This is a genomic window from Streptococcus sp. STR1/CE/0325 (assembly GCF_055386095.1).
On sequence record NZ_AP045018.1, the window covers coordinates 548,804 to 565,027 of the forward strand.

Sequence of the window (16,224 nt, forward strand, 5' to 3'; positions counted from 1 at the left end):
GTTAAATCCATCACTGTTTGAAAGCTTGAGCTTTCTTTTTTTGAAAGTTCGTGAAAAAGAGAACGTATCAAATAGTTGAAATCGCATCTAAAAGAGTCTATAATATGGCTATAAACTTTTAGAGGAGAAGTCGTATGACAAAAGACTATCGTAATTATGTCAATGGTGAGTGGGTTGCTTCTGAAAACACCATCACCATCTCTGCCCCTGCTTCTGGTGAAGTGCTTGGAACAGTTCCAGCCATGAGCCAAAAAGAAGTGGATGAGGCGATGGCAGCAGGTCGTCGTGCTTTGAAAGCATGGCGTGCGCTCTCTTATGTAGAACGTGCTGCTTATTTGCATAAGGCCGCAGATATCCTTGTGAGAGATAAGGAAAAAATTGGCGCTGTCCTATCTAAAGAAATTGCCAAAGGCTATAAATCAGCCGTTGCTGAAGTAGTGAGAACAGCCGAAATCATCCACTATGCGGCAGAAGAGGGCGTGCGGATTTCTGGTGAAGTGCTTGAAGGCGGTAGCTTTGAAGCAGCTAGCAAGAAAAAAATCGCTGTGGTACGTCGTGAGCCAGTCGGTGTAGTGCTTGCCATCTCGCCTTTTAACTATCCTGTTAACCTTGCTGGTTCTAAGATTGCGCCTGCTCTTATCGCAGGAAACGTTGTGATGTTTAAACCACCAACGCAAGGCTCTATCTCAGGTTTGCTTTTGGCAGAAGCCTTTGTAGAAGCAGGACTTCCAGCGGGTGTACTCAATACCATCACAGGTCGTGGGTCTGAAATCGGGGACTACATCGTGGAACACGAAGAAGTCAACTTTATCAACTTTACAGGCTCCACTCAAATCGGTGAGCGCATCGGTCGTTTGGCTGGTATGCGTCCGATCATGCTTGAGCTTGGTGGGAAGGACTCTGCCATTGTCCTTGAAGATGCTGACCTTGAGTTGACCGCAAAAAACATTGTTGCAGGAGCCTTTGGTTACTCTGGTCAACGTTGTACAGCGGTTAAGCGCGTGCTCGTCATGGATAGTGTGGCAGATGAGTTGGTTGAAATCTTGCGTGGTAAGATCGAAAAACTCATCGTGGGAAATCCAGAAGATGATGCCGACATCACACCACTCATTGATACCGCAGCAGCTGACTTTGTTGAAGGTTTGGTCGAAGACGCCAAAGAAAAAGGCGCAGAAGCTAAGACTGAAATCAAGCGTGAAGACAACTTGATCTGCCCAATCCTCTTTGACCGTGTGACAACAGATATGCGCCTTGCTTGGGAAGAGCCATTTGGACCAGTGCTTCCAATCATCCGTGTTCATTCTGTTGAAGAAGCTATCGAGATTTCTAACAAATCAGAATACGGTTTGCAGGCTTCTGTCTTTACTAAAAACTACCCACTTGCCTTCTCTATTGCAGAGCAATTGGAAGTGGGAACGGTTCATATCAACAACAAGACCCAACGTGGAACAGACAACTTCCCATTCCTTGGGGCTAAGAAGTCAGGTGCAGGGGTTCAAGGAGTCAAATACTCTATCGAAGCCATGACCACTCTTAAATCTGTTGTCTTTGATATTCAATAAGACTGAAAAATTGAGGAATTCGGCGCTTTAGTCGGGTTCCTTTCTTTGTAAATACTGGAGATTTTTCAAAAAAAACGGTATAATGAAAGTGATTTAGTTTTTAGTGAGAAACGAAAAGACGATAACATTGATGGGAAAGAAGATATAGGACGAGTAGATGAAACGGTATTTGGATATTAGCTTGGGTATTTTGATTGGATTTTTGCTGACCTTGTTTGTGTGGACGCAGGTGGTCCATTGGCAGGTACAGCATTCCATCAATCAAGCAGTGGAAAAAGAAGCAGGGATTTCAAAAAAAACAGGGGTGACGCTCAAACTCTACGACGCAACCAACGGCAAAACAAATCCCATCTACTATCTTAGCCCGACCATCAAGGATACACCGATTTATAATAGTATGGTGGTCAGTAAACAAGACCGTCCCAGTAGTAAGACCAAGCGTCAGTTGACCATTCTTTATCCAACGGTCAAAGAGACAGGACTCAATCACGTTGGTGTCATGTCAATTCATAAGGTGACTTATCCGATTGACTATTTTGGGGTCAATACCAGCAAACGAACAGACAAGGTTTTGACTTCTTACCCTGTCAAGGATGCCAGCACCATTTTCACCATTGGGCAGTTTCTAGACAAAGGCGGGATGGATCGGCTTAACGAAGAAGTCCAAGCCCTTTATCCAGACACGGATAAGGAGATTAAGGAAAATGAGCAGTTTGACTACAAAGATGGTCAGTTGGTCTTTGAAAATGAGGTAACTGTGCCTCTTGCCAACCTCTACGATGTGGTCAATAGTGAGTACCTCAAAGGTCAAGACCTAAAAGATTACAAGGCTTATCTCAAGGAGCATCACATTTTTACCAAGAAAGTGGTGGCATTGACCTTTGATGATGGTCCAAATCCAGAAACCACGCCACAGGTCTTGAAGATTTTAGCCCAATATAAGGCCAAAGCTACTTTCTTTATGGTGGGGTCTAATGTGGTAGGCAACGAATCCTTGGTCAAAAAAATCCAAAAAGCAGGTCATGAGATTGGCAACCATACTTGGGATCACCCAGATTTGACCAAACTAAGCGACGCTCAAGTCAAGGCAGAAATCAACGATACCAGTGATGCCATCAAAAAAGCGATCGGAAAAGGAACGGACATTCTACGACCACCTTATGGTGCGACCAACGAACGCATCCGCTCACTTTCGCACATGGAGCAAATCCTTTGGACAGTGGACACCCTTGATTGGCAAAATCATAATCCAAGCATGATTTTGGCAAATGTGAAAAAAGGAACGCAACCAGGCAGTATCATCCTCATGCATGATATTCACCAAACCACTGTCGATGCTCTGCCAGGTGTCATGGAGTATTTGGCTGGTCAAGGGTATGAGTTTGTCACCATTGAAGAATTGTATAAAGATTTTGATGAGTAGTTGTTTCATCCAGCACTTGAGATGCTTATGCCTCAGGTGCTTTTTCTTTTGTAAAAATAGACAAAAAAATCATTTTGCCTAGATTTGCTCAAAACTTCACAATAGTGGGCATTGACACGATTTCTGAGCCTTTAGAATACCTTTTCAAAATATAACATGACTTGACAAAAAGATACAAAATTGGGTAAACTTAAAACCAGTATAGGAATGGGCCTAGACTTGCTATAATATTGTGATTGATGAAAAGGAGACCATTACCCATGGATTTTAGAAAAAAAGAAATATTTTCCATTCGTAAGTTTAAGGTAGGAGTTTTTTCTGTCTTAGTCGGTGCAACTTTTGTTTCGGGAACAACATTTGTGTCGGCAGATGAGCAGGAAAAGGTAGAAACACAGACCACGACAAGAGCAGAAAGTGCTTTTGATGAAACATCTAGCGAAGTAAAAGACTTGCAAGAGTCAGCGCTAGAAGTAGTATCAGAAGTAACGCCAGAAGAGGGCGAAAAAAATCAAACGCAAGCCAACGAACCCTCTGCGTCTCTTTCTGTCCTTCCAAAGCAAACGATTGCTACCTTTCAAACTGTCGCACCTGAAAAGGTAGCAGTGGCAGATCCAAAGGCATTGAAAGAAAGCGATCAAGCAAAGGTGATGAGACGTCTCCTAGCTAGCAATCCAGACTTGAGTGCGGAAAATATCAGCATTGCCAAGGACGGGACGGTGACCATCACCAAAGATGGGCAAGCACAGACTCTAGCTGCTAGCGAAACGGTCTATGAAGCAGCGTCTATTCCGACAGAAATGACGTTTAGAAGTGTGGAGCAGGCCAGTTCTTACGCTATTGGGTTGGCTGGAAAGGGCGTACAGGTTGCTGGTCGCCCTAACGACCCAGGTTTACGCTCAGCTGGTGGTGAGGTCAGAAGTGACCGAGTTGCCTTTTATTACTACTACGCTCTTGGTGATGAAACGCCTTTTGATACGGGGAATATTCTTGATTTGCTTCGGGCTTATCTGTCAGATAAGGCGGGTAATCTTGTTGGGCGGATTTTGCTAGGAACGGATAAAAAGACGGCAGAAAGCACGGCTTGGCGCAGTAACTGGCGACCAAGCGAGGATACGCTGGCTCAAGATAAGGCAACAGGCACCTATAAGTTTTATGATGCTAAAATTAAAAAATGGACCAATACAGCGGTTATGGATCTAGTAACCGTGGCGGATTATAGAAGTGATGCGCCAATTGATTTGACCGGATCAAATGAAGGGCCAGATGGTGTGTTGGATAAGGTTAAATATACTGGCATTTCTGGAGAACAAGGCTTTGTCATTCCTGAAACGTGGACAAATGGTTTTGGTCCTCTTCACTTGAGAGAAGAAAAAATTGTCACGTCAGCAATCTCTAATGGTCCTGCGACCTTATCAGAACAAGCCACAGCTATTTCTCGCTACCAATTTTGGATTTCAGATCAGCCTGTTTCTCAGGTAAAACCAGATGTGAATGGGACAGACATGATTGATTTGTTCGTGATTCCGGTGGATGTGACTTCTCCAAGGATTGATGAGAGGACTTCAAAAGAAGCCTTGGGCTGGTCAGATGAAAATGCCATTAAGCACTTTGTGACTAAAAGTGCCCTTCAAGCCTTTTTAAATGGTGTGGCTGATAAAATCGTTGTTAGCGATAATTATTCAACAAAAGCAACGTTAGGAGAAAGGCTGAGCGTTAAGCTCTATGACGGGAATACCGAAGTGAGTGATTCGGCTCAGCTGGTGGCGGGTACGATTTATAATGTCAGAGTGACAGCAAGGGATGAGGCGGGCAACGATAGTCCTCAGCTGGTCCTTGGTAGCCTAACTTATGTTCCGACAGACAAATCAGCGCTTGAAGCCGAATTGTCCAAAGAGTCAGCAATTAAAGCCAGCGATAAATACACAAGAGCAAGTTCAGCGAGTCAGACAGCTTATGATGATGCTCTAGCCTCTGCTAAGTCAGTCAATGGCAACCCCGAAGCAACACAAACTGAAATTGATGCAGCCGTTGCACAATTACAGACCGCTGCAAATAATCTAGATGGTCGCGCGGACAAGTCAGCACTTGAAACCGAATTGTCCAAAGAGTCAGCGATTAAAGCTAGCGATAAATATACAAGAGCAAGTTCAGCGAGTCAGACAGCTTATGATGATGCTCTAGCCTCTGCTAAGTCAGTCAATGGCAACCCCGAAGCAACACAAACTGACATTGATACAGCCGTTGCACAATTACAAAATACCGCAGCTGCTCTGGACGGACAGCCTGTTAGAGTGGCCGATAAGACCAAGTTAGCGCAAGAAATCGGCAAAGAAAGCCAAGTCAAGGCATCTGCCGAGTACCAAAACGCCAGTCCGGCTAGCCAAAAAGCCTATGATGACGCCTTATATGCGGCAAAAGAAGTGAACGATAACCCGAACGCTAGCCAAGCCCAGATTGACAAAGCACTCTCACGGCTAATCAAATCCACAAGCAAGTTAGATGGTAGTCCATTGGATCCAGATGCAGTCGATAAGACAGCGCTAGCAGCAGAGATTGTCAAAGAAGCACAAGTCAGAGCTTCAAGCAAATATTTATCTGCTTCAGCAGTCACTCAAAAGGCTTATGAAACTGCTTTAGAAACGGCAAAAGCTATCGATAACAACCCTAAAGCCAGCCAGTCAGAAGTGGACAAAGCTAAAGATGACCTCATCGCTGCGACTCTAGGACTTGCCGAAGAAGTTAAGGTGACACCTGTTGATAGGTCAGCACTTGAAGCCGAATTATCCAAAGAGTCAGCGATTAAAGCTAGTGACAAATACACAAGAGCAAGTTCAGCGAGTCAGACAGCTTATGATACTGCCTTGTCCTCTGCCCAGTCAGTTAATAGCAATCCAGAAGCAACCCAGTCTGACATTGACGCAGCCGTTGCGCAATTACAGACCGCTGCAAATAATCTAGATGGTCGCGCGGACAGGTCAGCGCTTGAAGCCGAATTGTCCAAAGAGTCAGCAATTAAAGCCAGCGATAAATACACAAGATCAAGTTCAGCGAGTCAGGCAGCTTATGATGATGCTTTAACATCTGCTAAGTTAGTTAATATCAATTCAGAGGCATCCCAATCTGACATTGACGCAGCCGTTGAGCAATTACAAAATACCGCAGCTGCTCTGGACGGACAGCCTGTTAGAGTGGCCGATAAGACCAAGTTAGCGCAAGAAATCGGCAAAGAAAGCCAAGTCAAGGCATCTGCCGAGTACCAAAACGCCAGTCCGGCTAGCCAAAAAGCCTATGATGACGCCTTATATGCGGCAAAAGAAGTGAACGATAACCCGAACGCTAGCCAAGCCCAGATTGACAAAGCACTCTCACGGCTAATCAAATCCACAAGCAAGTTAGATGGTAGTCCATTGAATCCAGATGCAGTCGATAAGACAGCGCTAGCAGCAGAGATTGTCAAAGAAGCACAAGTCAGAGCTTCAAGCAAATATTTATCTGCTTCAGCAGTCACTCAAAAGGGGTATGAAACCGCCTTGGCCTTGGCAAAAGCTGTGGATAACAATCCCAAAGCCAGTCAGTCAGAAGTGGACAAAGCCAAAGATAGCCTCATCGCTGCGACTCTAGGACTTGCCGAAGAAGTTAAAGTAACACCTGTTGATAGGTCAGCGCTTGAAGCGGAATTGTCCAAAGAGTCAGCGATTAAAGCCAGCGATAAATACACAAGAGCAAGTTCAGCGAGTCAGACAGCTTATGATACTGCCTTGTCCTCTGCCCAGTCAGTTAATAGCAATCCAGAAGCAACCCAGTCTGACATTGACGCAGCCGTTGCGCAATTACAGACTGCTGCAAATAATCTAGATGGCCGCGCGGACAGGTCAGCGCTTGAAGCCGAATTGTCCAAAGAGTCAGCGATTAAAGCTAGCGATAAATATACAAGAGCAAGTTCAGCGAGTCAGACAGCTTATGATGATGCTTTAACATCTGCTAAGTCAGTTAATAGCAATTCAGAGGCATCCCAATCTGACATTGACGCAGCCGTTGCGCAATTACAAAATACCGCAGCTGCTCTGGACGGACAGTTTGTTATGGTGGCTGATAAGACCAAGTTAGCGCAAGAAATCGGCAAAGAAAGTCAGGTCAAGGCATCTGCCGAGTACCAAAATGCTAGTCCAGCCAGTCAAAAAGCCTATGATGACGCCTTGTATGCGGCAAAAGAAGTGAACGATAACCCGAACGCTAGCCAAGCTCAAGTAGATGAGGCAAGGCTAAACTTGATGGCAAGCGCAGTTGCCCTAGATGGTGAAACTCCAATTCCAGTGAATAAAAGCAGTCTTGCCCTTGAGATTGCCAAATCCACAGACGTGATGGCAAGCGAGCGTTACCAAGGTGCGACTTTAGAAACGCAAAGTGCCTATGACACCGCTCTAGCGCAAGCCCAAAAAGTTAACGCCGATCCAAATGCCACACAAGGAGAAGTGGATATGGCCCGAGAAGAACTAGCGACTGCTGAACAAGGCCTCATGCCTGCCTCTCTTTCAATTCCTTTGGAGCAAGCCAAGGTAGCCTTGGCTCAAGAGATTGCGCAAGATAGCGAAATCAGAGCCAGCCATACTTATCAAAATGCTTCGAAAGAGGCGAAGAAGGCATACGATACCGCTTTAGCGCAGGCAAAGGCAGCCCTTTCTGATCAAGCGCTCACCTCAGACGAGATGGAAGCCATCATGACAAGGGTGATGGACACGGCTGCGGTCTTGGACGGACAAGAAACAGATAAGTCCGCCCTTCAAAAGGCGTTGGCAGAAGCCAAGGATATGACGTTACAAGCGCTCTACCTCAATGCTTCAGAAGCTCAAAAAGCTGCCTATGACGCTGCTTTGAAAAAAGCTGAGGCCCTCTTGAATACAGAAAATACCAGTCAAGATGCTGTTGATTTTGAAACGAAAGCGCTACTCCTAGCTCAGTCCGATCTAAAAGCAAAGAATGAAAATGAACCTGTTGAAAATCTCAGGTCTCTAAAGGATGACTTGCAAGCAGCCCTCCATCAAGCTCTCAGCCTTCAAAGCTCATCGTCTTATGACTTCGTCTTACCTGAAACCAAAGCCGCTTATGAAGCCGCCATTCATCAAGCGCAAGCGCTTCTCTTAGAAGAAAACGCTACAAAAGAAGACCTGCTCCTTGCTCAGCAAAGCCTTTTACTAGCCAAGGCACAGTTGGTCACTCTTCCTGAAGCCCATCTTCTCGTTGCTTCTGCCTTCTTAGATCATAGCGAGCGAGATGATTTGAAGGCTCGTCTTGAAGCCTTGAATCCTGATAAGCTGGTGACCATCGATGAGAAGGGAAATGCCAGACTAGTGGACAAAGCAGGCCAGTCAGAAGTCTTTGTTTCAGCTGAGCATTTGGTGACCATTTATCAAGTGGATGATCAGGACTTAACTGTTGAAAAGCCTGTGTTTATCTTTAAAGACGCTCTCAAAGAAAAAGTGGCGCAAGCCAAAGAGATAACCACCAAAGCCCCTTATCTCACCGCTTCCTCTCAGGTCAAAACCGCTGTTCAAACAGCTCTTGAGCAAGCCCAGATCCTTCTCGATGCTTCTAACGTCACCCAATCTCAAATCGAAGAAGCGACAACAACTCTTGCCGCTACCTTAGAAGCCTTAGACGGTCAAGCTAGTCTTGAGCAACCTCATGAGGAGATGCCAAACCAAGCGAATGAAACAACTGAGTCCCAAGAGCCAATTGTTGTGCCGACTTTTGACCAAAAAGAAAAGACCTTAAAAGAAGTGAGTGAAATGCCTCGTATTGAGGCGCTCACTTCTAGAGCAAATTCGTCTAATCGTCAACCAGCCGATTCGAAAAAAGCTCTCCCTCAGACTGGAGATGAGGGATCTTCCTACTCTGTTCTAGGTCTTGACTTGGTTCTTTTGACCTTGGGAATGGCGCTTATCGGTAGAAAGAAAGCCAAAGATTAAAACAGTTCGTCAAGAGGTTGGGATTTGTTCCCGCCTCTTTTTGTTGGGGCTATTTGGAAACTTTCTTTTTCGCACCAAAAATGGTATAATGAAGTGAAATAGAAAGAGGAGGGCTTATGCTCAAGCGGGATTTGATTAGAAATATTGTTCTGGCTCTCTTTTTACTGGTGATTGGCTTGGTTGGGTTTAGGACCTTGACCAATCAGAGTTACCGCGTGCCTCAAAAAGAAGCCAATGCTTATCTCAAGACCAATCAAGTGGTCTTGGCGGTTAAGGAAGAGCCAAAGCGTCTGTCCTTTGTGGTCTATCAAGCGGATGGTAAGAAGCATCTGGGACGCATCGTGGCAAAGGGCGGAGATAGTGTGACTTATATGGATGATATTTTGTATCGCAACAATAAGGTCACAGCAGAGCCTTATTTGGAGAAGCTCCAAGAGAGACACCTAGCCAAAAAAGAGGCTGGGATGCTTTATACCGAAGACTTTACCTTACAAACGCTCACAGGAAAAGCCCTAACCAAGATTCCTCAAGGGTCTTATCTCGTTTTAAACGATAATCGTAAAAACAAGGAGGATAGCAGGACCTTTGGACTGATTGCAGAGGAAAATATTGTTGGTGTGGTGACCTTTAGACTATCACCCCTTGATGCCTTTGGTTTTGTCAAAAGTGAATGAGAGTGGGACAAAAATCGGTAATTTCGGAGAAATTCGATTTTTCCTCACTCTCTTGTTTTTAGGCTCGGGCTAAAACTGTTCACTGAACAGTTTTACTCCCACCTCCGCAAGGTCTAGTAGGGGCTAACAGCTTGAGAACTCAAGCGTATTAGCCCCACTAGATGACTAGCGTTTTTAAAAGAACAGTTTAGAAAGGAATAGAGGTTGGATACATTTCCAACTTCCTTTCTTTTTCTTTCTTTTTCCTCTATCTGACTAGACCAATTTTTTTCTTGACAAGGCTCGAACAATAGCATATACTATATTTGTTACATTTTTATCAATGAAAATGACTAGACCAATTTAAAGGAGGAAGGTAAGGTTTTGACCTTATCCAGATAAAAATATGTGTGGAATTGTTGGTGTTGTAGGAAATGAAAATGCAACAGACATCTTGTTACAAGGACTTGAAAAATTAGAATACCGTGGCTATGATTCGGCTGGAATTTTTGTCACCACAGCAGCTGGGGATGATAACTTGGTCAAATCCGTTGGTCGTATCGCAGATCTAAGAGAAAAAGTAGGGGATAAGGTGGCAGGAAACCGTGGGATCGGACACACCCGCTGGGCAACTCACGGCAAACCCCTTGAGGAAAATGCGCATCCGCATCAATCACAAATGGGACGTTTGACCTTGGTGCATAATGGAGTGATTGAAAACTATGCTGAACTAAAAGACGAATACCTAGCAGGTCACACCTTTAAGGGACAAACCGATACGGAAATTGTGGTTCACTTGGTTGGAAAATTTGTGGAAGAAGACGGTCTTGATACCCTCTCAGCCTTTAGAAAAGCCCTCAAGTTGATCAAGGGTTCTTACGCTTTTGCCTTGATTGATAGGCAAGTTCCAGATACCATTTTTGTAGCGAAAAATAAGTCCCCTCTCTTGATTGGGCTAGGAGATGGTTACAACATGGTCTGCTCAGATGCTATGGCTATGATTCGTGAGACTAACCGCTATATGGAAATCCATGATGAAGAGCTAGTCATCGTGACACCAGAGAGCGTGACAGTGGAAAACTATGATGGAGAGGTTGTAGAACGTGAGAGCTATATCGCTGAGCTCGACCTCTCTGATATCGGAAAAGGCACCTATCCTTTCTACATGCTCAAAGAAATCGACGAGCAACCTGCCGTTATGCGCAAGCTCATCTCGACTTATGCTGATGAGGACGGAAACATGAAGGTGGATGAAGCCATTGTGAGATCTGTCCAAGAAGCCGACCGCATCTATATCATCGCAGCAGGAACGTCCTATCACGCAGGATTTGCTTCAAAAGAGTTCTTGGAAGACTTGACCGATACGCCAGTTGAGCTTGGCATTGCTTCTGAGTGGGGCTATCAGTTGCCACTTCTAAGCAAAAAGCCACTCTTTATCTTCCTCAGCCAGTCTGGAGAGACAGCAGATAGCCGTCAGGTCTTGGTCAAGACCAATGAGTTGGGCATTCCTAGCTTGACAGTGACCAATGTACCAGGCTCTACCCTTTCTCGTGAAGCGACTCATACCATGCTCCTACATGCGGGTCCTGAGATTGCGGTAGCCTCAACTAAGGCTTATACAGCTCAGATTGCAACCCTTGCCTTTTTGGCAAAGGCAGTCGGTGAAGCCAACGGTAGTGATAAGGCTAAGGCCTTTGACTTGGTCCATGAGCTCTCCATTGTTGCCCAATCGATCGAAGCCACCCTGTCTGAGAAAGACCTGATTGCAGATAAGGTAGCTAGCCTTCTTGCGACCACGCGCAATGCCTTTTATATCGGTCGAGGTTTGGACTACTACGTGGCTATGGAGGCGAGTCTCAAGCTCAAGGAGATTTCCTACATCCAGTGCGAAGGTTTTGCGGCTGGTGAGTTGAAACACGGCACCATCTCCTTGATTGAGGACGGCACACCTGTTATCGCTCTTATCTCTAACCGTCCTGTCCTTGCTAGCCATACGCGTGGCAATGTCGCAGAAGTGGCAGCTAGAGGGGCGAGTGTCTTGACCATTGTCGAAGAGGGAATCGAAAAAGCAGGAGATGACATCATCGTGACGGCTGTTCATCCTTATCTTAGTGCCATTTCAATGGTCATCCCAACCCAGTTGATTGCTTACTTTGCTTCCCTTCAACGTGGACTTGATGTGGACAAACCACGCAATCTCGCCAAATCTGTTACAGTAGAATAGGAGACATGATGTTACCAAATTGCCCAAAATGTGGTTCAGAATACGTTTATGAAGATGGCGCCCTTCTGGTTTGCCCAGAATGTGCCTATGAGTGGTCAGCCGATGAGGTTGTCGAAGAGGGCTTGGTTGTCCTAGATAGCAACGGGACGCGTTTAGCAGACGGCGACAGTGTCGTTGTCATCAAAGACTTGAAGGTCAAGGGTGCACCAAAACCTATCAAACAAGGAACACGGGTCAAGTCTATCCGCCTTGTCGAAGGTGACCACAATATCGACTGCAAGATTGATGGTTTCGGTGCTATGAGCCTCAAGTCAGAGTTTGTGAAGAAGGTTTAATAAAAGATGAAAACAAGGCGGCTTGCTTTTTTAAAGTGACAATCCTTGTTTTCTCTTTTTTTGATTTGTTGCTCAATCTGTCTTGGATTATGATACAATAGACATGTACGAAAAAGGAGATCTATATGGATATTGATAATCGCTCAAAGCGCCTTGGAGATGAACTGAAAAAAGTGATGGTGCCACAGAGTCGCATCAAACTCGTTGCAGAGACTTTTTCGATGTTTGCCTATGAGGCGCTCAAGGCGCAATTAGAAGGACTTGCTGACTTTCGTTTTATCTTTAACCGTCCCACTTTTTTGACCGATGAAACCAAGAAAGAATTTAGGGAATACACCATTCCAAAGAAGATGAGGGAGGACTCGGTCTTTGGGGCTCGCTACGAACTCAAACTCATGAATGAATTGACCCAGAAAGCTCTCGCCAAAGAGTGTGCGGACTGGATCCGTCAAAAGGCACGGTTTAAGTCGATCAATGTGGAGGAGGATATTAGCGACGGCTTACGGCTTGAAACCCCAGATGACATCTATGCAGTGGATCGTCTCAACAATTTTGATCAAAAGGAGCTAGGCTATGAGCCTGCTCTCTTTAGGAAAAATCGGCATCTTTATCAGGGAAAAGAAGCAAAAGCCTATCTGGAAGAGTTTGATGAATACTGGGCATCCGATGAATATTTTCGTGAGGTGACGCAGGAGGTTTTGGAGAGCCTTGAGATTGCTTATAAAGAGCAGACTCCAGAGTTTCTCTACTATGTCATGCTCTACCATATTTTCAGTGAGTTTTTAGAGAATCATCAAGCGGATCATTTGCCAAATGAGGGGGTCAACTACCGAGAAAGCAAGGTGTGGAATCTGCTCTATGATTTCCAAAAAGATGCGGTCGTGTCCATCATCTCAAAGTTAGAACAGTACAATGGCTGTATCTTGGCGGATTCTGTCGGACTAGGAAAGACCTTTACTGCGCTTGCGGTCATGACCTACTATGCCTATCGGGGCAAACGAATCTTGGTACTCTGCCCCAAAAAACTAGAACATAACTGGAACATGTACCGTCACGCCTATAAAAACAATCCCATCTATGACCGCCACCTACAGTATGATGTGCTGTATCACACGGATCTCAGTCGAGATAAGGGGGTATCAAACGGCATTGACCTCTCGCTCAACCGCTTTGACACCTATGATTTGGTGGTGATTGACGAGTCGCATAATTTTAGAAATGGTGGTCATACCGACGGAGAATCAAGCAAGGAAAATCGCTATCAACGGTTGATGAACCGCATCATAAAAGATGGGGTGCCGACCAAGGTCCTCATGCTATCTGCCACCCCTGTCAACAATCGTTTCAATGACTTGAAAAATCAGCTTGCCCTCGCTTATGAAGGGGATAGCCAATCTTTTGATGCCAAGCTAGAGACCAAGCATTCGATCAACGACATCTTTCGCTTAGCACAAACAACCTACAATAACTGGGCAAAACTGCCCAGCGAGGAGAGAAGCACACAAAAACTCTTGGACGATTTGGATTTTGATTTTTTCAAGGTCTTAGATAGTGTGACCATCGCAAGGAGCAGGCAGCATATCAGGGATTTCTATGACAAGGAGGCTATCGGGGATTTTCCGACTCGTCTAAAGCCGATCAACCACAGTCCCAACCTGACCGTAGATGGGTCGGTCTCTTATCAGGAGATCTATCAACTCTTGGAAAAGCTCAATCTTTTGATCTACCAGCCTAGTCGCTATCTCTATCCCTCTAAGATGAGTAAGTATGAAAAAGGGGGGAAAAACCTGACCCAAATGGGGCGTGAACAAGGGCTCAAAAAACTCATGCAGATCAACCTCCTCAAACGCTTGGAGAGCTCGATTGAGGCCTTTCGCTATACCTTGGTTGATGTGGTTAAGGCTTATGTAAAAGCCACGCTAGAAGCCATTGCTCGCTACGAGCAGTCTGGTCAGGATAGCCAAGTGGGAGATGCCAGTCTTGATGAGGCTGACTTTGATACCGAGGATAGCAACAGTGACTTTGTCGTCGGGAAAAAGATTTCTATCGCCCTTAGTGACATGGACTATCTGAGTTGGCAGGCTGATCTCAGAAGTGACTTGGAGGTTTTAGAAGAGATTGAGCGCTTGTGTGAACGGATCACACCGGAAAATGATGCGAAGTTACAGACCCTCTATACAATCATCGATGAGAAGATGCGTCATCCCTTCAATCCTGATAATTATAAGATGGTCATCTTTAGCGCCTTTGCGACCACGACGCGCTACCTTTATGAGCATATCAGTCCTTATGTCCTAGAGCGTTACCAGCGTCACACCGCTCAGGTCTCTGGTGTGGATGGGACCAAGACGACTCTTTCAACCAAGCACAAGGATTTGAATAGTCTTTTGACCTACTTTTCACCCAAGTCCAAGGACAAGCAGGTCCTCTTTCCAGATGATGAGAGGGAGATCGATATTCTCATCGCAACGGATGTCATCTCTGAGGGGCAAAACCTGCAAGATGCGGACTGCCTCATCAACTATGATATTCACTGGAATCCTGTTAGGATCGTCCAGCGCTTTGGACGGATTGACCGAATCGGTAGTCAAAATGCGGTCATCCAGCTCATCAACTTTTGGCCCAATATCGAGCTAGACGAGTACATCGATCTCAAAAGTCGGGTCGAAACACGGATGAAGATCTCGGTTCTCACCGCCACAGGAGACGATAACCTCCTGAGTCAGGAAGAGCGTGAAGAAGCCCTTTATCGTAAAAAACAACTAGAGCGCCTGCGTGAGGAAGTGGTGGATCTTGAAGACATGAACGCTGGCATCTCCATCATGGATCTGGGGTTAGAGGACTATCGCATGGATCTCAGACGCTACCTCAAAGAGCATCCGGAATTAGAAAAAACCCCTAAAGGCTTGCAGGCGGTCACAAGAGGCAGCGACAAAGCGCCGAACGGCGTGGTCTTTCTCCTTAAAAATAAGGACACAACCAAGGGGCTGAATCAAAAAAATCGCCTCCATCCCTACTATCTGGTCTATATGAGTCAAGAGGGCGATTTGGTCCTGCCTATCTCTGAGAGTAAGACCCTGCTTGATACCATGCGGAGCCTCTGCAAGGATCAAAAGCAGGTACAGACAGACTTGGTAGAAGCCTTCAAGTCACAGACCGATGATGGCACTCAGATGAAAGCCTACTCTAGACTGTTGCAGGTGGCGATTGATAAACTCATGGAGACGGCTGATCAGTCCTTTATGGATACCCTCTTTTCAGCGGAAGAGCTGCAGTTTCAAGAGGGCATCGCAGGGAGTGATGATTTTGAGTTAATCTGTTTCTTTGTCATGATGAAAGGGGATGAGCATGATTCATCTATCTGACTATACCAAACTCCAAAAGGAGCAGATTATCTACGCCCCCTACAAGCGAGGGAATAGTCGTTTTTTCGAGCAGTTGGGCTTAAAAAAGCGGGATGAGGAGACGCTTAGACAAGAGATTAGTCGCATCAGTATCACCCATGCCATCGATGAAAAGACCAGCCATATTCCGAAAGGAGAAAGGGTTTCGCAGATTTTGGTCTTGCGCGTGGAACTGGTGGGTGAGGTGATGGCTACTGAGCTATTAGCAGAGCTGGATAAGCGACTCAAGATTTACCCGATTTTTATCCTCGTGACACCTGATGGCAAAGAGCGCCTGCTCATTCATTATAAGGAACCCCTTTCTAGTGTGACAGGGGGTTGCTATCACCGTATCGTCCACCGTTTTGAAACCAGTGATGACGTGACGCTTAGTTTTGAGGGCAAAAACCTAGATGAGGTCTATGCTGCTTTGGTCAAGGAGGTGGGAAAGAAAAGTTTACTGGCTCCTAGTCCAGCAGAGGACATCAAAGCGCTCATCGCAGCTAGTGATGAGCTAGCCAAGTTGGAAAAAGAGGCGGAACGCCTCAAGAAGAAAATGTACCAAGAAAAGTCCGCCAAAAAACAAATGGAGATGCTAAAAAGCTACAAGGCTTTGCAGAAACTGCTTGCGGACAAAAAAAGAAAGAGATAAAAATGAACACCCAAAACATGTATAAA

The 16,224-nt window shown here is 45.5% G+C and carries 8 protein-coding genes; all 8 read left to right on the top strand.

Annotated elements, in window-relative coordinates; translation table 11 throughout:
* The first annotated feature begins 134 nt into the window (after nucleotides 1-134).
* On the top strand, nucleotides 135-1,562 hold the full coding sequence (locus tag ACZ49W_RS02750) for an NADP-dependent glyceraldehyde-3-phosphate dehydrogenase (protein ID WP_464813810.1): 1,428 nt from the start codon (nucleotides 135-137) through the stop codon (nucleotides 1,560-1,562).
* Between the two features lie 157 nt (nucleotides 1,563-1,719).
* The gene (locus tag ACZ49W_RS02755; protein ID WP_464813811.1) at nucleotides 1,720-2,985 is read left to right on the top strand and encodes a polysaccharide deacetylase family protein; all 1,266 of its coding nucleotides are present in this window, start codon (nucleotides 1,720-1,722) and stop codon (nucleotides 2,983-2,985) included.
* 260 nt (nucleotides 2,986-3,245) lie between these two features.
* On the top strand, nucleotides 3,246-8,951 hold the full coding sequence (locus tag ACZ49W_RS02760) for a YSIRK-type signal peptide-containing protein (RefSeq protein WP_464813812.1): 5,706 nt from the start codon (nucleotides 3,246-3,248) through the stop codon (nucleotides 8,949-8,951).
* 116 nt (nucleotides 8,952-9,067) lie between these two features.
* Entirely contained in the window at nucleotides 9,068-9,625 is a 558-nt protein-coding gene (lepB, locus tag ACZ49W_RS02765; protein ID WP_464813813.1) for a signal peptidase I, read from the top strand.
* Nucleotides 9,626-10,010: 385 nt separating this feature from the next.
* Entirely contained in the window at nucleotides 10,011-11,828 is a 1,818-nt protein-coding gene (gene glmS / locus ACZ49W_RS02770; protein ID WP_464813814.1) for a glutamine--fructose-6-phosphate transaminase (isomerizing), read from the top strand.
* A 5-nt stretch (nucleotides 11,829-11,833) separates the two neighbouring features.
* Nucleotides 11,834-12,163 (top strand): zinc ribbon domain-containing protein YjdM, encoded by a 330-nt coding sequence (locus tag ACZ49W_RS02775; protein WP_464813815.1) that lies wholly within the window; start codon nucleotides 11,834-11,836, stop codon nucleotides 12,161-12,163.
* 125 nt (nucleotides 12,164-12,288) lie between these two features.
* Nucleotides 12,289-15,528 carry a helicase-related protein gene (locus ACZ49W_RS02780; RefSeq protein WP_464813816.1) on the top strand — a complete coding sequence of 1,080 codons (3,240 nt, stop codon included), beginning with the start codon at nucleotides 12,289-12,291 and terminating at the stop codon, nucleotides 15,526-15,528.
* Entirely contained in the window at nucleotides 15,512-16,198 is a 687-nt protein-coding gene (locus ACZ49W_RS02785) for a DUF4391 domain-containing protein (protein WP_464813817.1), read from the top strand. The genes ACZ49W_RS02780 and ACZ49W_RS02785 overlap by 17 nt, the downstream gene beginning before the upstream one ends.
* The last annotated feature ends 26 nt before the right edge of the window (nucleotides 16,199-16,224 follow it).